Below are 20,311 nucleotides of genomic sequence, written 5' to 3'. Positions count from 1 at the left end.
GCCGGGGCGCTACGGCTTGCCGTGCGGGTGGACGACCATCGCCGAGCCGCCGCCGCGGCGGGTGGTTTCGGCGGCCGCGAGCCAGCGGCCGTCCGGGAGCCGCTGCACGCCCGTGGCGGCTCCGATCTCCGGGTTCTGCCGGAAGCCCTGGCCGAGCGCCTCCAGTTCCGCGCGCAGCGGGCTGTTCCACAGGCCGGGTTCCAGCTCGGTGGTGGTCTGGTTGCGCTGGCTGGCGCGCGGCGCGGCGATCGCGGCGACGAGCGGCAGGCCCCGGTCCAGGTGGCCGGTCAGGGTCTGCAGGACGGTGGTGATGATGGTGGCGCCGCCCGGGGAGCCGACGGCCAGCACCGGCCGGCCGTCGTCCAGGACGATGGTCGGGGACATCGAGGACCGCGGCCGCTTGCCGGGGCCGGGCAGGTTCGGGTCCGGGACGCCGGGGGCGGCCGGGGCGAAGGAGAAGTCCGTCAGCTCGTTGTTGAGCAGGAAGCCGCGGCCCGGCACGGTGATCGCGCTGCCGCCGGTCGACTCGATGGTCAGGGTGTAGGAGACCACGTTGCCCCAGCGGTCGGCGACCGTCAGGTGGGTGGTGTTCTCGCCCTCGTAGGTGGTCGGGGCGGCCTGTCCGGTGGTGGCGCAGGGTGCGGGGTTGCGCGGGTCGCCGGGGGCGAGCGGGCTGGTCAGGGTGGAGTCGGGCTTGATCAGGCAGGCGCGCGAGTCCGCGTACGCCTGGGAGAGGAGCTGCTTCGTCGGAACGTCCTGCGCGGCCGGGTCGCCGACCCAGCGGCCCCGGTCGGCGAAGGAGATCCGGGAGGCCTCGATGAAGCGGTGCAGGTACTGGCTCTCGGAGAGCGCCGACAGGTCGCTGCCCTCCAGGATGTTCAGGGCCTCGCCGACCGTGGTTCCGCCGGAGGAGGAGGGCGCCATGCTGTAGACGTCCAGCCCTCGGTAGCCGACCCGGGTCGGGGCCTGGCTCTTGGTCTCGTACGCGCGCAGGTCCCCACTGGTCAGGTCGCCGGGCCGGACTTTGCGCGTGGCGGCCGGGTCGACCGGGGGCGTGCGGACGGCCCGGACGATGTCCTCGGCGATCGGGCCCCGGTAGAGCGCGCCGGTCCCCTTGCGGGCGAGTTCCGCGTACGTGGCGGCCAGGTCCGGGTTCTTGAAGGTGGAGCCGACCACGGGCAGGGCGCCGCCGGGCAGGAAGAGCTTCGAGGTGTCCGGGAAGTCCCTGAACCGGGCCTCGTTGGCGGCGGTCTGGGCGCGGAAGGTGGCGTCCACGGTGAAGCCGTCGCGGGCCAGCTTCTCGGCGGGCCGCAGGAGTTGGCCGAGGGGGCGGGTGCCCCAGGCGGCGAGGGCGCTCTTCCAGGTGGCGGGGGTGCCGGGGACGCCGACTCCGAGGCCGCTGGTCTGGCCCTCCGCGAAGGGGATCGGGAGGCCGTTCTCCTGGAACAGTGCGGAAGTGGCCGTCGCGGGGGCGGTCTCGCGGCCGTCGATGGTGTGCACCCGGCGGGAGCGGGCGTCGTAGTAGACGAAGTAGCCGCCTCCGCCGATGCCCGCCGAATAGGGCTCGGTGACCCCGAGCGCGGCGGCGGTCGCGACGGCCGCGTCCACGGCGTTGCCGCCGGAGCGCAGGACGGCGATGCCGGCGGCCGAGGCGTCCGCGTCGACACTGGCGACGGCCCCGCCGTAGCCCGTCGCGACGGGCACCTTGGCGGGGGTGGCCACCCCGGGCGGGGCTGCGGCGCCGGTCGACACGAGGGCGGCCGCGAGGGCCATCAGCGGTAACGGGCGGGCGAGGAAGCGGTGCATCCGGACCTCCAGTGGCAGCGTGCGCCGAGCCTAGCGGCCCGCCTGTGGCCCCGTCAGGGCATCTGCGCGGCCGCCCGGTTCGCCGCTCGGTGCCCGGGTGCGGCGCGGTGGGCGGGGCCGCGGACCCCGGCTGTGCACCCCGCCGCGTGGATCCCGCCGCACAGCGGCGTTCCGCAGGGGCCGCACCGGCCGTGAGCCCCGCCGCCGGATGCCTTAGCATCCCGCGCATGAACGACGACGTGCGCAACATCGTGCTCGGGGTGGTGGCCACCGCGCTCAGCGGCGGGTTCGGCTGGTTCGCCCGGACCTATCTGTGGCGCCGCGCGCTCCGCCGCAAGCAGGCCTTCCTGGGACTGCCCACCGGGTCGGACTGCCTGTTCGTGGTCAACCGGCAGATGGGCGGCACCGATTCGTCGCTGCACCGCAACGACGCCTTCGCGCTGCTGGAGATATCCGCGCTGATCAAGGACTGCGGGGCGAACGTCCAGATCGTCACCCACGACACCGCCCGCCAGGGCTTCGGCGAACGGGCCGAGTTCTGCGTCGGCGGGCCCTCCTCCAACGCCCGTACCGTGGCGCACCTGGCCTCCATGCTCCCCGGAGTGCGGATCCTCATCAATACCGAATCCGGACCGGACCGTGGAGCCATCACCGTCGGCGGTGAGACGTACCGCTGGGAAAAGGGCCAGGTCGAGTACGTGCTGCTGGCACGGCTGACCACCGGGCAGGGCTCCCGGCCGGTCTTCCTGTTGTCGGGGCAGACCGCCATCAGCAACCAAGCCGCCGCCCGCTACCTCGCCAAGGACCACCGGGCGCTCGCGCGCAAGTACGGCGGGGACTCCTTCTGCGTCCTGCTCAAGGTCATCAACTCCGACGCCTACGGACCGGACGTGACGGAGCTGGTCGCGGACGTCACTTCGGCGGCCCGGACACCCGTAGCGGCAGCCGCGTGATCCCGTTGATGAAGTTCGACACCAACCGCCGTGGCGGGCCCGCGAGTTCCGGCACGGGCATGGCCGCGCACCACTCCTCGTAGAAGGTCCGCAGCTGGAGCCTGGCGAAGTGGGCGCCCAGGCAGACGTGCGGGCCGTCGCCGAAGGACACGTGCGGGTTGGGCGTGCGGGCCAGGTCGAGGCGGCCGGGGTCGGTGAAGACGCGCTCGTCGTGGTTGGCGGAGGCGTGGAAGACCACCACCTTGTCCCCGGCCCGGATCGGCTGCCCGGCGAGCTCGGTGTCCACGGCGGCGGTGCGGCGGAAGCTGAGCACCGGGGGGTGGACGCGCAGGAGTTCGTCCACGGCCCGGTCCTTCGGGACGCGCCCCTCGGCGAGTGCCGCGTACGCGTCCGGGTCGCGGGCCAGCGCCAGCAGGCCGCCGGGGGCGGCGCTGCGCACGGTGTCGTTGCCCGCGACGGTCAGCAGGAAGAAGAACATCTCCAGTTCGGCCGGGTCGAGTCCGGCCAGCGCCAGGGCCGTCATCACGTCGTCGCCGGGATGCGCCCGCTTGTGGGCGGCGAGTTCGCGGGCGTACGCGAACATCTCGCCGAGCAGCGCCGGGGAGCGCGGGTTCAGCGGCTTGCCGTCAGGGCCGAGCTTCGGCGCCGGGGCGTCCTCGGGGTCCTGGTAGCCGATGATCCGTACGGTCCACTCCAGCAGCAGGGCGCGGTCGGAGGCCGGGACGCCCAGCAGGTCGGTGAGGTTCAGCAGGGCGTACTCGTCGGTGACCGTGCGCACCAGGTCGGCGGCCCCGTCCTCGGCGCCCTCCCGGGCGGCGGCGAGCAGGGAGCGGGCGCGGTCCCGCACCCGGCCCGCGAAGGCGTCGACGCGGGCTGGGGTGAAGGCGCGGGCGACGAGCCGGCGCAGCCCGCCGTGTTCGGGAGGGTCCTGGTTGAGCATGGTGCGGCGCAGGAACGGCAGGTCGGCCGGGTCGGGGTCGCGGATCTGGGTGGCGCCCAGCCAGGAGGAGTACGTCCGGTGCTCTCGCAGGACCCGTACGACATCGGCGTGCCGGGTGACGGCCCAGAAGCCGGGACCGGCGGGCCAGCCCTGGACCTCCGGCTCCTCCTGCCAGGCCACGGGGTGCCGCTCGCGCAGCAGCCGGTAGCGCTCGTGGGGGACGCCCTCGGCGTAGACGCGGGGGTCGAAGACGTCGGGGACGTCCGCACCGTGATCCATGGGGCCACGGTGGCGGCTCCGGAGCACTCCGCGCAAGCACTAGTGCTGTGACCGGCAAGGTTCACCGGGTCACGGCGCCCGGCACGGCACCTCGCTGCGTTGTCGGACCGCGCAAGTACGTCCAGTACGAGCCGCGGCCCTCCGCCTTGCGATGCACCGCACCGGACACCGCGACCCGGCAAACCTTTCCGGCCACAGCACTAGGCGGAGGGGCGCTCGGCGGCGTCGTCGCAGGCTTCCGCCGCCAGGGTGGTGTCGGTCCCCTGCAGCGCGACCGTGTACCGGTTCCCCGAACTGCCGGTGGAGGCGAGGCTGCACACCAGTTGGCGGCGGGCGGTCGGCGTCAGGTCCTGGACCGCGAACGGCAGGCGGACGGTCATCGCGTCCCGCCCCGACATCGAGATCACCGAGGGGTCCAGCCGCTTGCCGTGGACGGAGGGCACTTCGGTGGCGAGGCCGGCCTCCAGCTCCCGCTGCCCGGGCCCGTCCAGCAGCCGGGTGAGCACCTGGATCGGTGTCACCCGGGGTATGTCGCGCTGCGGGGACGGCACGAGCCGGCCCTCCGGCGAGAGGAAGTACAGCACCGAGAAGTCCTCGGGAACGATCACGGCCACGGTGGCGGCCGCGCCGCTGTCGACGGGCCCCGTGGGTTTGATCCCGCATCCGGTGAGCAGCAGCGGGCTCAGCAGCGCCGCGCCGGCGGCCACTGCCCGTAGGCGGGTCATGCGCGGGCCTCCAGGGGCATGTCGAGGGTGAAGACGGCTCCCCCGGCGGGCCCGTTGCCCGCCCTCAGGGTGCCGCCGTGCAGGCGTACGTTCTCCAGGGTGATGGCGAGGCCGAGGCCGCTGCCCGACGAGCGGGTGCGGGCCGCGTCGGCCTTGAAGAAGCGGTCGAAGATGTGCGGGAGCACCTCCGGGGCGATGCCCGGTCCGCTGTCGGCGACCTCGATCAGCAGCCGGCCGCCTTCGCCCTCCGGCCCGGGCCCGGTCCGTACGGTGATCCGCACGGGCGCGCTCCCGTGTTTGAGGGCGTTGCCGACGAGGTTGGCGAGGACCACGTCGAAGCGGCGCGGGTCGAGCCGGGCGCGGACCTCGTCCGGCAGGTCGGTGACGGTGACCACCCGGCCGTCGTTCCAGTGGCGCCGCTCCAGGGTCTTGCCGACGGTTTCGGCCAGGTCGACGTCGTCCAGGTTGAGTTCGGCGGCGCGGGCGTCGAAGCGGGAGATCTCCATGAGGTCCTCGACGAGGACGGCGAGCTTCCCGGTCTCGGCGCTGATCAGCCGCAGGGCCTTCGCGGTGTCCGGGTCGAGGCGTTCCGCGTCCTCGTCGAGGACCTCGGTGACGGCGAGCATCCCGGCGAGCGGGGTGCGCAGTTCGTGCGAGACGTCGGCGGCGAACCGGCGGGCGCGGGCCTCCGCCTCCTGGAGTTCGGTCACGGACTGTTCGAGGGCGCGGGCGGTCTCGTTGAACGTGCGGGCGAGTCCGGCGAGTTCGTCGGCGCCCCGGACTTCGATACGGGTGTCCAGGCGGCCCCGGCCCAGCCGCTGGGCGGCGCGGCGCATGTCCCGTACGGGGCGGAGCACGCTGCGGGCGGCGAGCAGGGCGGGGATCAGGGCGATGGCGAGTCCGGGTACGGCGCCCTGCTGGGCGGCGTCGACCATGGCCTTCACGGTGGCCTGTTCGGCGTCGAGCGGCATGGTGGCGTAGAAGACGGCTCCGGTGGGCACGCGGGACCCGTTGTGGGAGAAGACGGCCGGCATGGCGACGACGAGGTAGGGGTTGCCGGAGCGGTCCGAGACGCGCTGGAAGGCCCCGTGCGGGTTGGCCGCCACCTTCTCGCGGAGCGCTTCGGTGAGCAGGGTGGAGGTGGTCGGGGTGATGTTGGAGGAGACCCGCAGGGTGCCGTACTCGCCGAAGACGTTCCAGGGGTGCGGTTTGCCGCGCTTGGCGATGTCGCTGACCCGGCTCTGGAGTTCCTGGTGCTCCATGGGCAGTTGCAGGGGCTGCTGCTCGATCTGGTCGCGCAGGGTGGAGACGGCGGTGTCCTGGGTCTGGGTGAGGATCGCGTTGCGCGCCTTCTGGTAGGTGAGCGCGGACGTGCTCAGCGCGGTGATCGCGGCGACCAGCAGGAAGGCGGCGATCAGCCGGGTGCGCAGTCCCAGCGGGGCGATCCGTCTCAACTCGTGTCCCTAGAGCGGGCCGAAGCGGTAGCCGAAGCCGCGCACGGTCTGTATGTAGCGGGGGGCGGCGTCGGGGTCCTCGACCTTGGTGCGCAGGCGGCGCACGCAGGCGTCCACGAGCCGGGCGTCGGCGTGGTAGCTGTGCTCCCAGACGTACTCCAGGAGCTGCTGGCGGGAGAAGACCTGCTCGGGCGAGGCCGACAGGTGCAGCAGGAGCTTGAGCTCGCTGGGGGCGAGGGGGACGCGCTCGCCGTTCTTGGCGACGGTCAGCCCGCCGCGGTCGACGGCCAGTTCGCCGTGGAACTCGATCTCGGGGCGGGTGCCCACGGGGTCGCTGAGCCGGCGCAGGACGGCTTTGATGCGGGCCTCGATGACCTCGGTGCGGGCGGGTTTGACGATGTAGTCGTCGGCTCCGGCCTCCAGGCCGACGACCACGTCGAAGTCGTCGCCGCGCGCGGTGAGCATGATGATCGGCACCTCGCTGGTGTCGCGGATCCGGCGGCAGACCTGTACGCCGTTGATCCCCGGCAGCATCAGGTCGAGCAGGACCAGTTCGGGGCGGAAGCTCGCCAGCAGGGCGAGCCCGTCCTCTCCCGTCTCGGCCGCGCTCACCTCGTGGCCGCGGCGGCGCAGGCCGAGGCCCACGCCCTCCCGGATGGAAGGGTCGTCCTCGATCAGCAGTACGCGTGGCATCCGGTCAGTATCCAAGGTGGTTCTCGGCTTCGCCTCCCGCTAACGGCCGATCTTCCGCCGCAGGGAGCCCAGCAGGTCGGTGATCTCCGTCAGGCGCAGTGGCCCGGCAAGGAGGACGACGACGAGCAGGAGGGCCGTGGTTCCCGCCCCGAGGGCGGCGAAGTTCCCGAGGGGGTCGGCGGCACGGGCGGCCGCGTACCCGGCGGCGGCCGCGGGCACGCAGGCGGTCAGCAGCCGCAGGTGGGTCCGTACGGCGCTCGCCCCCGGCCCGGTACGCGTTCCCGCGCGCGGGCCGAGCCGCCGGGCCAGGACGTACGCGGTGACGGCCGCGCCCGCCGAGTAGGAGACCGTGCAGGCGGCGGCCATGCCCGTGACCGCCCAGCGCGGCGGCAGCAGGAGGTACGCGGCGGCCGAGAGGCCGGCGTTCGTGGCGGCGATGACCAGGTTGAGGAAGAACGGGGTGCGGGTGTCGGACAGGGCGTAGAAGCCGCGGGAGAGCACGTACTGCGCGGAGTAGACGACCAGGCCGGGGGCGAAGGCCGCCAGCATGCCGGCCATGACGGCGATGTCGGCCGCGCCGGTGCGCCCGTACTCGAAGACGCTGCCCATCACCCAGGGGGCGAGGGCGGCGAAGAGCGCGGCGGCCGGGACGACGAGGGCCGCGCTGGAGCGCAGCGCGTAGGAGACGTCCCTGCGCACGCCCGCGAGGTCGCCGTCGGTGGCGGCGGCGCTCATCCGGGGCATGAGGGCGGTGACGAGGGAGACGGTGATGATGCCCTGCGGGACCATCCACAGCAGGTAGGCGTTGCTGTAGGCGGTGTAGCCGGCGCCGCCGGCGAGGCCCGCGTCGACGGCCCGCTGTCCGGTGGCGGTGGAGAGCCGGGTCACCACCCAGTAGGCGAGCTGGTTGGTGAGGACGAGCAGGACGAGCCAGCCCGCGTTGCGCAGCGGGCGGGCGAGGCCGCTGCCGCGCCAGTCGAAGCGGGGGCGCCAGCGGAAGCGGGCGGCGCGCAGCGAGGGGATGAGGGCGAGGGCCTGGACGAGGATGCCGGCGGTGGTGCCGATGCCGAGCAGGCGTATCTCGGAGGCCGTCAGTCCGTCCGCAGCATCGTGCGACACATACAGGAAGAGGCCGAAGACGGCGACGACGACGAGATTGTTGAGGACCGGGGTCCACATCATCGCGCCGAACCGGCCGCGGGCGTTCAGGATCTGCCCGAGCAGGGTGAACAGCCCGTAGAAGAGGATCTGCGGGAGGCAGTAGCGGGCCAGGGCGACGGTGGTGGACTGCTGGCCGCCGGTGTAGCCGGTGTACGCCGAGACGATCAGCGGGGCGGCCAGTACGGCGGCGGCGGTGAGGGCCAGCAGCGCGGCCGTGCACACGGTGAGGAGCCGGTCGGTGTAGGCGGCGCCGCCGTCCGCGTGCTCCTTGGCGGCGCGGACCAGCTCGGGGACGAAGACCGCGTTGAGGGCGCCGCCGATGAGCAGGATGTACAGGATGTTCGGGACCGTGTTGGCGACGGCGTAGCCGTCTCCGAGGAGTCCGGTGCCGAGTGCGGCGACGACGACGGCGGAGCGGACGAACCCGGTGGCGCGGGAGACGATCGACCCGGCGGCCATGAGCGCGCCGCTGCGCAGCACCGAGGTCTTCCCCGGCTCCGCGGGGGCGGCTCCGCCGTCGGCAGCGGGCCCGCTCCGGTGCACGGCCGTGCCCTGGCTCACCGGCGGGCCAGATAGGCCTGGAACGCCTTGTAGAGCGCCGTGTTGGCGTAGCCGTCCATCGGGGTCTCCCACTCGCCGAGCGTCTCGACGACGTGCCCGCCGGTGCCGAGCTTCCAGCGCAGCAGCCCGAAAGCACGTTCGTCGGGGTCAAGGGTGGAGGGTACCCCGCGCATGTCGTAGACGTCCGCTCCGAGGGCGTGTGCGTCGCGCATCATGCGCCACTGCAGCGCGTTGCTGGGCCGTACCTCGCGGCGGTGGTCGGCGGAGGCCCCGGTCTGGTACCAGACCCGGCTGCCGGCCACGATCATCGTGTGGGCGGCGAGTATCTCGCCCTGGTGTTTGCCCAGGTAGAGCCGCATCCGGCCGGGCTCCTCGGCGCCCAGGACCTCGTACTGGCGCTGGTAGTACGCGAGGGAGCGGCCGAGCCGGAAGCCGTCGCGCTCCTCGGTGATCCGCAGCAGCCGGTAGAACTCGGGGAGGTCCTCCGCGGTGCCGACGACCGTCTCCACGCCCGCCTTGCCGGCCTTGCGCACATTGCGCCGCCACTCCTGGTTCAGGCCCGACCACAGGTCGTCGAGGGAGCGGCCGGCGAGCGGGACGCGGAAGACGTGGCGGGGCTGGGCGTCGCCGTCGTCCTCGCCGCCGCAGCGCTTCCAGCCGCGGGTGCGCAGCCGGTCGGCGAGGGCGGCGCCGACCGGGTCGACCTCGGTGGCGAGGACGTCGGACAGCTGCCGGCCGGGCCCGGTGGCGGACTTGACGGTGGCCGCGTCCCAGCGGCGGTAGGCGGGGGTGGGGCCGATGCGGACGGCGAAGGCTCCGGCGGCCTTCAGGTGGCGCATGAGCGGGGTCAGCCAGCGGTCGATGTGCGGGTCGGACCAGTCGGCCACGGGACCCTCGGGAAGGTAGGCGAAGTATTTGCGCGTCCCGGGGAATTGGCGATAGAGAACGAGTCCGGCACCCTGGATCCGCCCGTCCGGGTAGTGCCATCCGACCCTTTCCGAGCGCCAAAGGTCCTTCACCTCGGCCCAGGAGGGGTACTGGAGGAAGCTCGCCGAGCCGTTGCCTGCGAGGAAGTCCCGGTACTCGGCGACGGACAGGGCGCGCACCCGGAGCTCCTGGTCCTGGTCGTGCTGGGCGGGGGTCACAAGCAGTGCACACACGGCTGTTGGCCTTCCTGTCGTGCGGAGCGGTGTCTCACAGGACTCTCACAGGCGCCCGTGACCGGACTGCGCGGCGTTTGTGACCGGACGATGACCGTTTCGCTGCGGTCCATGTCACAGCCGAAATGCCGAACTTTTCGCCGGGTTCCGCAACCTAGAGTCGATTCGTTCGCTCTTACTTTGCGGACGTTCATACTTCGGAGGGGTTTTCGTTGAGCCGCATACGCACGCGCCACGCCGTGATGACGGGCACCGCAATCCTGGCTGCCGCCCTGACCGCCTGTTCCGGCGGGAGCGGCGGCGGGAGCGGTGCGGCGGGCAAGGCCGAGATGAAGCAGCAGAAGCCGGACATGGCCATCGCGGTGAACCTCACGGGCAATCAGGTCAAGGCGGGCGAGCCGGTGAAGGTGACCATCGCCGACGGCAAGCTCGCCCAGGTGAAGGTGACGGACGCCAAGGGCGGTGAGCTCGCGGGGCAGATAGCCGCCGACGGCAAGACCTGGACCTCGGAGCGCAACGCCTCCCCGGGCACGGACTACAAGGTCGAGGCGCAGAACACGGAGAGCCAGAGCGCCACGGCGCAGTTCAAGACCGGTGCGGCCGACAAGGTCAACAAGGTCTCGATCAACCTCCCGAAGGGCAGCACGGTGGGCGTGGCCATGCCCGTCTCGCTCGTCTTCGACAACCCGGTGGCCAACAAGGCCGAGGTGGAGAAGCAGTTGAAGGTCACCACCTCGAACAACACCGAGGGGTCGTGGGGTTGGTTCAAGGACTACTCCGGCAAGGACCGGGTGGACTGGCGGCCGAAGGAGTACTGGAAGTCCGGCACGGAGGTGAAGGTCGACATGAACCTGGGCGGTGTCGACTCCGGCAAGGGCGGCGGTCTGTTCGCCCGGGACTACAACACCGAGTTCAAGATCGGCAAGGACCGCCGGATGGAGGTCAGCCTCGACACCAAGAGGATGACGGTGACCGAGGACGGGCAGACGGTGAAGACGATCCCGATCTCGGCCGGCACCCCCGGCGGCAAGAAGGCCTCGTGGTCCGGGAAGATGGTGCTGATGTCCAAGGAGGGCACCATCCGGATGGACTCCCAGACGGTGGGCCTGGGCGACGCCTACGACAAGATGGTCGACTACTCGATGCGGCTGACCTGGTCGGGCATGTACGCGCACGCCGCGCCGTGGAACGCCGCGAACTTCGGCCGCGCCAACACCAGTTCCGGCTGCGTGGGGATGAGCGACGCGAACGCAGCCGCCTTCTACTCCGAGGTGCAGGTCGGCGACCCGTTCGAGGTCGTCGGCGACGGCTCGAAGGGCAACGCCGACCTCGGCAACGGCTACGGCGAGTGGAACCTGTCGTGGGAGCAGTGGAAGGCCAAGAGCGCCCTGTCCGGCGCTCCCCAGAACGGCTGACCGGCGGGCCGACCCCGGCTGACCTTCGTTCAATCGTTACCACCGCGTAACTTACTGATGGGTTACTTCCGGTAAGCCCCTCCCGTTACCGTCGGGTCACTTTGACAACCCGGCGCACGCGAGGAGCGATTGATGCAACGCACCACCACCGCCGCCGCAGCCGTGGCAGCCCTCCTGGCCGCCGCCGCCCTGGGCCTGGCCCCCCACCAGGCCCAGGCGGCTCCCGCCCCCGCCGTGACGGCCACCGCCGACGCCTCGCAGGCTCCGCCGGAGCTGGCCTTCCACGACATCCCGGGCTCCGGCGGCATCACCCTCAAGGGCAACGTCTTCACCCCGGCCGGAGCCGAGGCCGGCCGGAAGTACCCCCTGATCGTGCTGCCCACCAGCTGGGGCATGCCGCAGATCGAATACATCGTCCAGGCCAAGCAGCTCGCCGACTCCGGCTACGTCGTGGTCAGTTACACCTCCCGGGGCTTCTGGCTCTCCGGCGGGCAGATCGAGGTGGCCGGCCCGCCGGACGTCGCCGACGTCTCCGCCGTCATCGACTGGGCCCTCGCCCACACCCCCGCCGACGCGGACCGGATCGGCCTCGGCGGGGTCTCGTACGGCGCCGGCATCAGCCTGCTGGCCTCCGCGCACGACAGCCGCGTCAAGGCCGTGGTCGCGATGAGCGGCTGGGCCGACCTGATCGAGTCCATTTACTCCGGCCGCACCCAGCACCTCCAGGCCGCCGCCATGCTCGGCGCCGCCGGCTACCTCACCGGCCGCCCCGGGCCCGAACTCCAGCAGATCCTGGGCGACTTCCTCGGATCGAAGCTGGAGAACGAGCAGGCGATGATCGACTGGGGCAAGAAGCGCTCCGCCGCCGAGCAGGTGGACCGGATCAACGCCAACGGCGCCGCGATCATGCTGGGCAACGCGTGGGGCGACACCATCTTCCCGCCCAACCAGTACGCGGAGTTCTACGAGAAGCTGACCGGCCCCAAGCGCCTGGAGTTCCGCCCCGGCGACCACGCCACCGCCGAGGGCACCGGCCTCCTCGGCCTGCCCAACGACACCTGGGCCAACGCCCACCGCTGGTTCGACCGCTACCTCAAGGGCGAGCGCAACGGCGTCGACACCGAGGCCCCGGTGCAGATCAAGTCCCGCAGCAATGCCGGATACGAGGGCTACGCCGACTGGAAGTCGGTCGGCGCGGGCGGCACGCAGAAGCTCGCCCTCTCCGACAGCGAGCACGTCTTCGCCAACGTGGACTCCGGGGCCAGCGGCGGGATCATCTTCCTCTCCAGCGTCCTCGACCAGTTCGTCCAGGCGCCGCCGACCGCCTCGATCCCGCTCCTCCCCCGCGCCTTCGCCGCCGTCTGGCAGTCGGAGCGCTACGACGAGCAGCGCCGGGTCCGCGGCACGGTCAAGGTGCACACCACCGTCACGCCGACCAAGGCCGACGGCACCTTCGTCGCGTACCTCTACGACGTCGGCCCGCTCGGTGTCGGCAAACTCGTCAGCAACGCCCCGTACACCTTCCACGGCAAGACCCCGAGCCGGGCGTTCGGCGTCGACCTGGAGCTGTTCTCCACCGCCTACGACGTGCCCGCGGGCCACCGGCTCGCCCTCGTCATCGACACCGTCGACCCGCTCTACATCGAGCACAACCCCTTCGGCGCGCAGCTGACCTTCTCCTCGCCGAGCACCGATCCCTCGTACGTGTCGGTGCCCCTGCGCGAGCAGTGAGCCCGTCCGTCAGTGCTTGAGGATCTTCGAGAGGAAGTCCTTGGCCCGGTCGCTCTCCGGGGCGGTGAAGAACTGCTCCGGAGTGCGGTCCTCCACGATCTGCCCGTCGGCCATGAAGACGACGCGGTTGGCGGCGGACCGGGCGAAGCCCATCTCGTGGGTGACCACGACCATGGTCATCCCCTCCTGGGCCAGCCGCCGCATCACCTCCAGCACCTCGTTGATCATCTCCGGGTCGAGGGCGGAGGTGGGCTCGTCGAACAGCAGGGCCTTGGGGTCCATGGCGAGGGCGCGGGCGATGGCCACGCGCTGCTGCTGTCCGCCGGAGAGCTGGGCGGGGAACTTCGGGGCCTGGTCGGCGAGGCCGACGCGGTCCAGGAGCTCCCGGGACCGCTTGTCGGCCTCCTCCCTCTTGCGTCCGCGGACCTTCACCTGGGCGAGGGAGACATTGGCGAGGACGGTCTTGTGCGCGAAGAGGTTGAAGGACTGGAAGACCATCCCGACCTCGGCGCGCAGCCGGGCCAGCTCCTTGCCCTCGGCGGGCAGCGGCTTCCCCTCGAGCGTGATCGTGCCCGATTCGATGGTCTCCAGCCGGTTGATCGCCCGGCACAGGGTCGACTTCCCGGAACCGGAGGGCCCGATGATCACCACCACCTCGCCGCGGCCCACGGTGAGGTCGATGTCGCGGAGCACGTGGAGGTCCCCGAAGTGCTTGTTGACCCCCCGCAGCTCGATCAGCGGATCGACGGCCATGGCGGTCACCCCTCCGAGGCCTCGGCGTAGGCCTGGCTGAGCTCGGGGGATCCGGTCATCGCCCAGGACACCCCCGACTCGATCACGTTCAGCTCCCGGCCCGAGGCCAGCCGGATCACCGGCTGGCCGCTCGGCCAGACCTCCCAGCCGGACCCGGGGACCGTGCGGATGATCACGGTGCCGAGGTAGAAGCCGGCGTCGTTCCCGAGCCACGGCACCAGCTCGGGATCCCGCCGCCAGCGCGGCATCAGCTGGTCGAGCGCTTCCAACGAGGCGACGTTCTCGTCGAGTTCGAGCCCCGCCGCCCTTGCCTGGACGCGCAACATCTCACACTCCGAGAACAACTCCGCGACGCCCTCCGGGTCGTCGGCGAAGGCGGCGGCGAGTCCCGCACGCTGTTCCGTTTCGTGTCGGTTCAGCCAGTTGTCCAGGAAAGGGATGTTCATACCGCCCAGCGTCGCACCAGGATCCCCCGCTGGCCACAGGGCGCGCCTGGATCGAACCGGACGGTTCCGCGGGTCGTGCTACAGCTCCAGGTCCACGACCACCGGGGCGTGGTCGGAGGCGCCCTTGCCCTTGCGCTCCTCGCGGTCCACGTAGGCGTCCTTGACGGCCTTGGCGAAGGGCTCGTTCCCGTACACCAGGTCGATGCGCATGCCCTTGTTCTTGGGGAAGGCCAGCATCCGGTAGTCCCAGAAGGTGTACGGCCGGTCGTACTTGAGCGCGCGCGGCAGGACGTCGGAGAGTCCGGCCGCCCGCAGTGCCTCCAGGGCGGAGCGCTCGGCAGGGGTCACGTGGGTCAGGCCCGCGAAGACGGCCGGGTCGTAGACGTCCTCGTCGGTCGGGGCCACGTTGAAGTCGCCGAGCACCGCGAAGGGACGGGCGCCGGCCGCGTCCTCGGCGACGGCCGCGGTCAGGGCGCGGAACCAGTCCAGCTTGTAGCCGTAGTGGTCGTGCTCGACCTCGCGGCCGTTGGGCACGTAGACCGACCAGACGCGGACCCCGCCGCAGGTGGCGGAGATGGCGCGGGGCTCGTCGACCTCCTCGTAGAGGGGCCCGCCGGGCAGGCCGGTGACCACGTCCTCCAGGCCGACCTTGGAGAGCAGGGCCACGCCGTTCCACCGGCCGGTGGCGTTGACGGCCGACTCGTAGCCCAGCTCGCGCAGCTCGTCGTACGGGAACTGCTCCGCGGAGCACTTGGTCTCCTGGATGCACAGGACATCCGTGCCGGAGCTCTCCAGCCAGGCCAGCAGGCGCGGCAGCCGGGCGGTGATGGAGTTGACGTTGAACGTGGCGATACGCATGCGTCCCAACCTACCGCCCGGCACCGACATCACAGGTCGGCGGTGTCTCCGGCGGTGAGTCGGCCGTACTCCGCGCCGCCGAGGTTCCCGATCTGCGTGGCGTAGATAGGCAGTGCCAGGTCGGTCAGACCCGCGTCGTGGATGGCGAGGCTCTGGCGCGGCTTGACCTCGCGTACGTAGTCGATCACCTCGGCGATCTTGTTCCAGGGCGCGTGCACCGGGAGCATCAGCGTCTCCACCGGGGCGTCGGGCACGGTCAGGGCGTCGCCGGGGTGGAAGATCGAAGCGTCCACGAGAAAACCGACATTGGTGATCCGCGGGATGTCCGGGTGGATCACGGCGTGCAGTTCGCCGTGGACCTGGACGTCGAATCCGGCGGCGGTGAAGGCGTCCCCGTTGCCCACGGTGTGCACGCGCCCCGGGTAGGCGGCGGCGATCTTGTCCGCCACGCTGCGCAGGGTCCACAGCTCGGCGGCCGGATTCGCGTCGAGGGCGGCCCGCAGCCGGCCCTCTTCGAAGTGGTCGGGGTGTTCGTGCGTGACCAGCAGGGCGTCCGCCCCGAGGCCGGCGTCGGATTCGCTGAAGGCGCCCGGGTCGATGACGAGCACGCGCCCGTCCTTCTCCAACTGGACGCAGGAGTGCAGCCGCTTGGTGAGCTTCATGATCCCAGGCTACGGAACCGTCGTGGACACCACGTAGACCTTGGGGACCTCCGGGTCGGTGAGGTCGACCATGATGTCCCGGGTGGGGCGCGGGTTCGGCTGGTCCAGGCTGGTCCCGTACCAGTTCGACTTCGGGCTCCAGCTCCAGCCCGCGACCTCGGAGTCGTGCGGGGAGATGGAGATCTCGCCCTGGGTCAGGGCGTCCCTGCTGGTGCCCACGGAGGTGAGGAAGGCGTCCAGGTCCGCCGGGGTGACCGAGAACGCGGTGAACAGCCGGCTGGTGCGCCAGTTGTTGGTCTCCAGGAAGCCGACCCGCCAGGCCTTGGGCGGGATGGGGACCTCGTAGATGCTGCGCTGCACCTTCGAGGGCCAGCCCGGCCGCACCGTGGAGGCGCCGACCCTGGCGGCCTTGTCGCGGCCGCTCTCGCGGCTCTGCTGGGTGGAGATCGCCAGGTAGCCCGCGGGGACGCCGATCAGCAGCACGATGATGATCGCGGTGATCCAGCGGCGCCTGACGACGTGCCGCCTGTCCTCGGCGGGGTGCGGGGCGGCGTCCCCGTCGGGGGGAGGGGCCTGGCGGGGCAGGGTGGGCGGGTTCACTGCGGGTCCAGGTTTTCGGGGCCGGGGGTCTTGGGGCCGGGCAGCTCGGGGCCTGGCGGCTCGGGGGCGGCGGCTTCGCGCCGGCCCAGCTGCTGCGCGTAGCGCTCGTACCGTTCGTAGCGCTCGACGCGGCGGCGCGTGGCGCGGCGGAAGCGGCGTGCGACGAGCCGGGCGAGGTCGGCAGCTCCGACCATACCGGCCTCGGGGCCCAGCTGGGCCTTGGCGATCCGGGCCTCGGGGCGGTAGCCGCGCCCGGTGAGGTGGCGGCGGAAGGCGTCCCGGGCGGGGCCGATGAGCAGGTCGTCGGCGGCGCTGACGCCGCCGCCGATGACGAAGCAGGAGGGGTCGAGGGCGGCAGCGAGGTTGGCGATGCCGACGCCGAGCCACTGGCCGATGTCCTGGAGCAGCTCGACGCACATGGCGTCGCCCTCGCGGGCCAGCTCGGTGATGAGCGGCCCGGTGATCTCCGCGACGTTGCCGCCGACCCTGGCGATGATGTTGTACGCGACCGGGGAGTCGGCGGCGGCGAGCTCGCGGGCCTCGCGGACCAGGGCGTTGCCCGAGCTGTACTGCTCCCAGCAGCCGCGGTTGCCGCAGGGGCAGCGGTGCCCGCCGGGGACGACCTGCATGTGGCCGAATTCGCCGGCGACCCCGTAGCGGCCGCGCTTGACCTGGCCGCCTTCGAGGATGGCCCCGCCGATGCCGGTGCCGAGCGTGATCATGACGAGGTGGTCCTCGCCGCGCCCGGCGCCGAAGCGCCATTCCGCCCAGGCGGCGGTGTTGGCGTCGTTGTCGACCATGACGGGGACCGCGAGCCGGGACTGGAGGGCGTCGCGCAGGGGCTCGTCGCGCCAGGCCAGGTGCGGGGCGAACAGCACCCTGGACCGGTCGGCGTCGACCCAGCCGGCCGCGCCGATGCCCACCGCGTGCACGTCGTGCCGGTCGGAGAGGTCCAGGACCAGCTCGACGATGGTGTCCTCGACGACCTTGGGGCTCTTGGACTTGTCGGGGGTCTCGGTCCGGATCTTCTCCAGGATGATCCCGTCCGCGTCCACGACGCCGGCCATCACCTTGGTGCCGCCGATGTCGATGCCGACGGTCGGGACGCGCGGGGCGGTCAGGTGGGAGCGGCGCTCACGGGTGCCGATGGTCCGCAGGACGGTGCCTCGCGCCGCCCCCCGGTGGGAGAGCGTGAAGTCCCGGTACGTGCTCATCGAGTCGTGTCGTCCCTGTCCGTGGTGTGGATCTCCGTGGTGCGGGTGTTCCCCGATTCTGCCACCCGCTCCAGCTCGTGGCTCAGTTCGTCGAGCTCGGAGCCGCCCGCCATCTGCCGGGTGAGCTCGTCGAGGGTGATCGAATCGCGGGTGTGGCTGCCCGCCATGGTGCCCCGCTTGAGGAGGACGAAGCGGTCCCCGACCAGGTGGGCGTGGTGCGGGTTGTGGGTGATCAGGACCACGCCGAGGCCCGCGTCGCGGGCGGCGGCGACGTATTTGAGGACCACTCCGGACTGTTTCACGCCGAGGGCCGCGGTGGGTTCGTCGAGTACGAGGACCTTCGCGCCGAAGTGGACGGCCCGGGCGATGGCCACGCACTGGCGCTCGCCGCCGGACAGGGTCCCGATGGGCTGGTCGACGTCGCGCAGGTCGATGCCCATGCGCAGCAGCTCGGCGCGGGTGGTCTCCCGCATGAGCTGCACGTCGAGGCGGCGGAGGGGGCCGCGGCCCCTGGTGGGCTCGGAGCCGAGGAAGAAGTTGCGCCAGACGGGCATGAGCGGGACCACCGCGAGGTCCTGGTAGACGGTGGCGATGCCCAGGTCGAGGGCGGCGCGCGGGTTGGCGAGCACGGTCTCCCGCCCCTCGATCTCGAAGGTGCCCGCGTCGTGCTGGTGCAGCCCGGCGATGATCTTGATGAGGGTGGACTTGCCCGCGCCGTTGTCGCCCAGCACGCAGGTGATCTCGCCCGCCGAGACCTCCAGGGAGACCCCCTGGAGGGCGCGGATGTTGCCGTAGTACTTGCTGACGTCGGTCAGCTTCACGAGAGCCGTCACTTGGTGGCCTCCGCCCGCTTGCGCACCCAGGCGTTGAGCAGCGTGGCCAGCAGCAGCATCGCGCCGAGGAAGAACTTGAACCAGTCCGGGTTCCACTGGGCGTAGACGATGCCGTTGCTGGTCATGCCGAAGATGAAGGCGCCGACCGCGGAGCCGATGGCGGAGCCGTAGCCCCCGGTCATCAGGCAGCCGCCGATGACGGCCGCGATGATGTACAGGAACTCGTTCCCGACGCCCTCGCCCGACTGGACCACGTCGAACGAGAAGAGGATGTGCTGCCCGGAGATCCAGGCGCACAGGGCCACGCCCATGTAGAGGCCGATACGGGTCTTGACGACCGGGACGCCGACCGCGCGGGCCGCGTCCGCCCCGCCGCCCACGGCGAAGATCCAGTTCCCGGCGCGGGTGCGCAGCAGGATCCAGGTGGCCACGGCGACCAGGGCCAGCCACCACAGGATGGTGACCTTGAGGGTGACCGAGCCGACGGTCCACTGCGAGGCGAAGAGGGCCCGCGCGGAGGGGAAGCCCTCCATGTCGGCGATGGTCTTGGTGGAGACCGAGCCGCTGATCAGCTTGGTGAAGCCGAGGTTCAGGCCGGTCAGCATCAGGAAGGTACCGAGCGTGATGATGAAGCTCGGCAGCTTCGTCCGGGTCAGCATGAAGCCGTTGAAGAAGCCGATGGCCAGGGTGACCAGCAGCGACACCAGGACGCCGACCCAGACGTTGGCGGTCATCTGGTAGCTGAACATCGAGCTCACCAGGGCCGAGGTGGTGACCATGACGCCGGCGGAGAGGTCGAACTCGCCGCCGATCATCAGCAGGGCCACCGGGCACGCCATGATCCCGATGGTGGACGCCGAGTACAGGATCGTGCTCAGGCTGGAGGCCTGCAGGAAGCTGTCGGCCGCGAAGGAGAAGAAGACGAAGACGGCGGCGGCGCCGACGACCGAGCCGAGCTCGGGGCGGCCGAGCAGCTTGCGGACCAGGGAGGTCGGCGCGAGCCGTTCGTCCGCGGCGGCCGTGGCGCTCATCGGCTGCCCCGCTTGATGTAGTCCTCCAGCTCGGCGGCCTCGGCGCCGGTGACGATCTGCGGTCCGGTGAGCACCGGGCGTCCGCCGCCGAGCACGTCCGCGTTGTAGCGGTAGAGCCAGAGCAGGTCGATGGCCTCGTAGCCCTGGAGGTAGGGCTGCTGGTCGACGGCGAAGCCGAGCGCGCCGGACTTCAGGTCGCGGGCGACCGCGTCGTTGAGGTCGAAGGTGTCCACCTCGGCCTTGCTGGCGGCGGCCTGCTTGGCCTTGATCGCGGTGGGGGCGAAGGGCGCGCCGAGGGTGAGGACGGCGTCGACGGACGGGTCGGCCTGGAGCTTGGCCTGGATGGCCGCCTGGACGGACGGCATGTTGGCGCCCTCGACGTAGAGGTTCTCCATGGTGCCGCTGAAGGTCTTCTTCGCTCCGGCGCAGCGCTGCTCGTGGCCGACGTTGCCCTGCTCGTGCAGGACGCAGACGGCCTTCTTGCGGCCGCGTTTGCCCAGCTCGGTGCCGACGGCCTCGCCGGCGATCGTCTCGTCCTGGCCGATGTGGGTCAGCGCCCCGTACTCGGCGGACTGGGCGGATCCGGAGTTGACCGTGATCACCGGGATGCCGGCCTTGACGGCCTTGGCGATGACGTCCTTGAGCGCCTCGGGCTTGGCGAGGCTGACGACGATCCCGTCGACCTTCTGGTCGATGGCGTTCTGCACGAACTGCGCCTGCTGCTGGGCCTGGTCGTCGTGGGCGTAGACGAAGTTGATGTTGTCCTTCGCCGCGGCCTCCTTGGCGCCCTTCTGGACGATGTCCCAGAAGGTGTCGCCGTCGCCCGCGTGCGTGACCATCGCGAAGGTCCAGCGCGGGGTGGACACGGCGGGCCGGCCCTGGGCCTCGGCCTTCGCCCGGTCCTCGGCGCGCTTGCCGCCCGTACTGCTGCAGCCGGCGAGCGAGGCCCCCAGTACCGCCGCGAGCACGGCGCCGACGACGCGTACCCCTGTCCCAACCCTAGCCACGTCGCCGCGCCCTTCCCTCGTCCGTGTCG

19 protein-coding genes are annotated in these 20,311 nt (G+C 71.7%); 3 read left to right on the top strand and 16 right to left on the bottom strand.

Annotated features, from left to right (window positions below; translation table 11 throughout):
- Positions 1–9 precede the first annotated feature (9 nt).
- Positions 10–1,806, bottom strand: a complete 1,797-nt coding sequence (gene ggt / locus AB0O21_RS15035; RefSeq protein ID WP_365171076.1) for a gamma-glutamyltransferase — start codon at positions 1,804–1,806, stop codon at positions 10–12.
- 227 nt (positions 1,807–2,033) lie between these two features.
- Here ggt and AB0O21_RS15030 point away from each other — a divergent pair, with 227 nt between their 5' ends.
- Complete coding sequence (locus AB0O21_RS15030; RefSeq protein WP_365171074.1) at positions 2,034–2,759, top strand: hypothetical protein; 726 nt, start codon at positions 2,034–2,036, stop codon at positions 2,757–2,759.
- On the opposite strand, the gene AB0O21_RS15025 is transcribed toward AB0O21_RS15030, so the two are convergent.
- The 6 genes from AB0O21_RS15025 to AB0O21_RS15000 form a co-directional block, all read right to left on the bottom strand.
- The gene (locus tag AB0O21_RS15025) at positions 2,719–3,978 is read right to left on the bottom strand and encodes a cytochrome P450 (RefSeq protein WP_365171072.1); all 1,260 of its coding nucleotides are present in this window, start codon (positions 3,976–3,978) and stop codon (positions 2,719–2,721) included. The two genes, AB0O21_RS15030 and AB0O21_RS15025, sit on opposite strands and share 41 nt — an antisense overlap.
- A 200-nt stretch (positions 3,979–4,178) precedes the next feature.
- Positions 4,179–4,703 (bottom strand): hypothetical protein, encoded by a 525-nt coding sequence (locus AB0O21_RS15020; RefSeq protein ID WP_365171070.1) that lies wholly within the window; start codon positions 4,701–4,703, stop codon positions 4,179–4,181.
- Positions 4,700–6,157: a HAMP domain-containing sensor histidine kinase gene (locus AB0O21_RS15015; RefSeq protein ID WP_365171068.1), complete on the bottom strand. Its 1,458-nt coding sequence runs from the start codon at positions 6,155–6,157 to the stop codon at positions 4,700–4,702. Before AB0O21_RS15015 ends, AB0O21_RS15020 begins: the two co-directional genes overlap by 4 nt.
- A gap of 9 nt (positions 6,158–6,166) precedes the next feature.
- Positions 6,167–6,850, bottom strand: coding sequence for a response regulator transcription factor (locus tag AB0O21_RS15010; protein ID WP_365171066.1), 684 nt, complete (start codon positions 6,848–6,850; stop codon positions 6,167–6,169).
- Between the two features lie 39 nt (positions 6,851–6,889).
- Positions 6,890–8,554 carry a murein biosynthesis integral membrane protein MurJ gene (murJ, locus tag AB0O21_RS15005; RefSeq protein ID WP_365171351.1) on the bottom strand — a complete coding sequence of 555 codons (1,665 nt, stop codon included), beginning with the start codon at positions 8,552–8,554 and terminating at the stop codon, positions 6,890–6,892.
- Between the two features lie 14 nt (positions 8,555–8,568).
- Positions 8,569–9,732 carry a peptidoglycan bridge formation glycyltransferase FemA/FemB family protein gene (locus AB0O21_RS15000; RefSeq protein WP_365171064.1) on the bottom strand — a complete coding sequence of 388 codons (1,164 nt, stop codon included), beginning with the start codon at positions 9,730–9,732 and terminating at the stop codon, positions 8,569–8,571.
- A 242-nt stretch (positions 9,733–9,974) separates the two neighbouring features.
- On the opposite strand from AB0O21_RS15000, the gene AB0O21_RS14995 reads away from it, so the two are divergent.
- The gene (locus AB0O21_RS14995) at positions 9,975–11,147 is read left to right on the top strand and encodes an Ig-like domain-containing protein (RefSeq protein WP_365171349.1); all 1,173 of its coding nucleotides are present in this window, start codon (positions 9,975–9,977) and stop codon (positions 11,145–11,147) included.
- A 132-nt stretch (positions 11,148–11,279) separates the two neighbouring features.
- The gene (locus AB0O21_RS14990; protein ID WP_365171062.1) at positions 11,280–12,878 is read left to right on the top strand and encodes a CocE/NonD family hydrolase; all 1,599 of its coding nucleotides are present in this window, start codon (positions 11,280–11,282) and stop codon (positions 12,876–12,878) included.
- A 9-nt stretch (positions 12,879–12,887) separates the two neighbouring features.
- Here the strand turns inward: AB0O21_RS14990 and AB0O21_RS14985 are convergent, their stop codons facing one another.
- The 9 genes from AB0O21_RS14985 to AB0O21_RS14945 all read right to left on the bottom strand — a co-directional run bounded on the left by AB0O21_RS14985 (position 12,888) and on the right by AB0O21_RS14945 (position 20,282).
- Positions 12,888–13,631 (bottom strand): amino acid ABC transporter ATP-binding protein, encoded by a 744-nt coding sequence (locus AB0O21_RS14985; protein WP_365171060.1) that lies wholly within the window; start codon positions 13,629–13,631, stop codon positions 12,888–12,890.
- Between the two features lie 5 nt (positions 13,632–13,636).
- Complete coding sequence (locus AB0O21_RS14980) at positions 13,637–14,077, bottom strand: DUF6278 family protein (protein WP_365171058.1); 441 nt, start codon at positions 14,075–14,077, stop codon at positions 13,637–13,639.
- 78 nt (positions 14,078–14,155) lie between these two features.
- Positions 14,156–14,935, bottom strand: a complete 780-nt coding sequence (locus AB0O21_RS14975) for an exodeoxyribonuclease III (protein WP_365171056.1) — start codon at positions 14,933–14,935, stop codon at positions 14,156–14,158.
- 29 nt (positions 14,936–14,964) lie between these two features.
- Entirely contained in the window at positions 14,965–15,597 is a 633-nt protein-coding gene (locus tag AB0O21_RS14970) for an MBL fold metallo-hydrolase (protein ID WP_365171054.1), read from the bottom strand.
- A 9-nt stretch (positions 15,598–15,606) separates the two neighbouring features.
- The gene (locus AB0O21_RS14965; RefSeq protein ID WP_365171052.1) at positions 15,607–16,197 is read right to left on the bottom strand and encodes a hypothetical protein; all 591 of its coding nucleotides are present in this window, start codon (positions 16,195–16,197) and stop codon (positions 15,607–15,609) included.
- The gene (locus tag AB0O21_RS14960; RefSeq protein WP_365171050.1) at positions 16,194–17,411 is read right to left on the bottom strand and encodes an ROK family glucokinase; all 1,218 of its coding nucleotides are present in this window, start codon (positions 17,409–17,411) and stop codon (positions 16,194–16,196) included. Before AB0O21_RS14960 ends, AB0O21_RS14965 begins: the two co-directional genes overlap by 4 nt.
- Entirely contained in the window at positions 17,408–18,244 is an 837-nt protein-coding gene (locus AB0O21_RS14955; RefSeq protein WP_365171048.1) for an ATP-binding cassette domain-containing protein, read from the bottom strand. The genes AB0O21_RS14960 and AB0O21_RS14955 overlap by 4 nt, the downstream gene beginning before the upstream one ends.
- Complete coding sequence (locus AB0O21_RS14950; RefSeq protein WP_365171046.1) at positions 18,241–19,275, bottom strand: ABC transporter permease; 1,035 nt, start codon at positions 19,273–19,275, stop codon at positions 18,241–18,243. The genes AB0O21_RS14955 and AB0O21_RS14950 overlap by 4 nt, the downstream gene beginning before the upstream one ends.
- Positions 19,272–20,282: a substrate-binding domain-containing protein gene (locus AB0O21_RS14945; RefSeq protein WP_365171044.1), complete on the bottom strand. Its 1,011-nt coding sequence runs from the start codon at positions 20,280–20,282 to the stop codon at positions 19,272–19,274. Before AB0O21_RS14945 ends, AB0O21_RS14950 begins: the two co-directional genes overlap by 4 nt.
- Positions 20,283–20,311 lie beyond the last annotated feature (29 nt).

Source organism: Streptomyces sp. NPDC091371, assembly GCF_040684275.1.
Lineage (GTDB): Bacteria > Actinomycetota > Actinomycetes > Streptomycetales > Streptomycetaceae > Streptomyces.
The sequence above is the reverse complement of the archived record's forward strand: the minus strand, read 5'-3'. Positions and strand labels throughout refer to the sequence as shown.

Excerpts from the sequence above, each read along its gene's own strand:
- AB0O21_RS15020 (WP_365171070.1), bottom strand. The coding sequence starts at position 4,703 with ATGACCCGCCTACGGGCAGTGGCCGCCGGCGCGGCGCTGCTGAGCCCG.
- AB0O21_RS15025 (WP_365171072.1), bottom strand. The coding sequence starts at position 3,978 with ATGGATCACGGTGCGGACGTCCCCGACGTCTTCGACCCCCGCGTCTAC.
- AB0O21_RS15030 (WP_365171074.1), top strand. The coding sequence starts at position 2,034 with ATGAACGACGACGTGCGCAACATCGTGCTCGGGGTGGTGGCCACCGCG.
- AB0O21_RS14975 (WP_365171056.1), bottom strand. The coding sequence starts at position 14,935 with ATGCGTATCGCCACGTTCAACGTCAACTCCATCACCGCCCGGCTGCCG.
- AB0O21_RS14970 (WP_365171054.1), bottom strand. The coding sequence starts at position 15,597 with ATGAAGCTCACCAAGCGGCTGCACTCCTGCGTCCAGTTGGAGAAGGAC.
- AB0O21_RS14990 (WP_365171062.1), top strand. The coding sequence starts at position 11,280 with ATGCAACGCACCACCACCGCCGCCGCAGCCGTGGCAGCCCTCCTGGCC.
- AB0O21_RS14995 (WP_365171349.1), top strand. The coding sequence starts at position 9,975 with ATGACGGGCACCGCAATCCTGGCTGCCGCCCTGACCGCCTGTTCCGGC.
- AB0O21_RS14960 (WP_365171050.1), bottom strand. The coding sequence starts at position 17,411 with ATGAGCACGTACCGGGACTTCACGCTCTCCCACCGGGGGGCGGCGCGA.
- AB0O21_RS14950 (WP_365171046.1), bottom strand. The coding sequence starts at position 19,275 with ATGAGCGCCACGGCCGCCGCGGACGAACGGCTCGCGCCGACCTCCCTG.
- AB0O21_RS14980 (WP_365171058.1), bottom strand. The coding sequence starts at position 14,077 with ATGAACATCCCTTTCCTGGACAACTGGCTGAACCGACACGAAACGGAA.
- AB0O21_RS14985 (WP_365171060.1), bottom strand. The coding sequence starts at position 13,631 with ATGGCCGTCGATCCGCTGATCGAGCTGCGGGGGGTCAACAAGCACTTC.
- AB0O21_RS15010 (WP_365171066.1), bottom strand. The coding sequence starts at position 6,850 with ATGCCACGCGTACTGCTGATCGAGGACGACCCTTCCATCCGGGAGGGC.
- ggt (WP_365171076.1), bottom strand. The coding sequence starts at position 1,806 with ATGCACCGCTTCCTCGCCCGCCCGTTACCGCTGATGGCCCTCGCGGCC.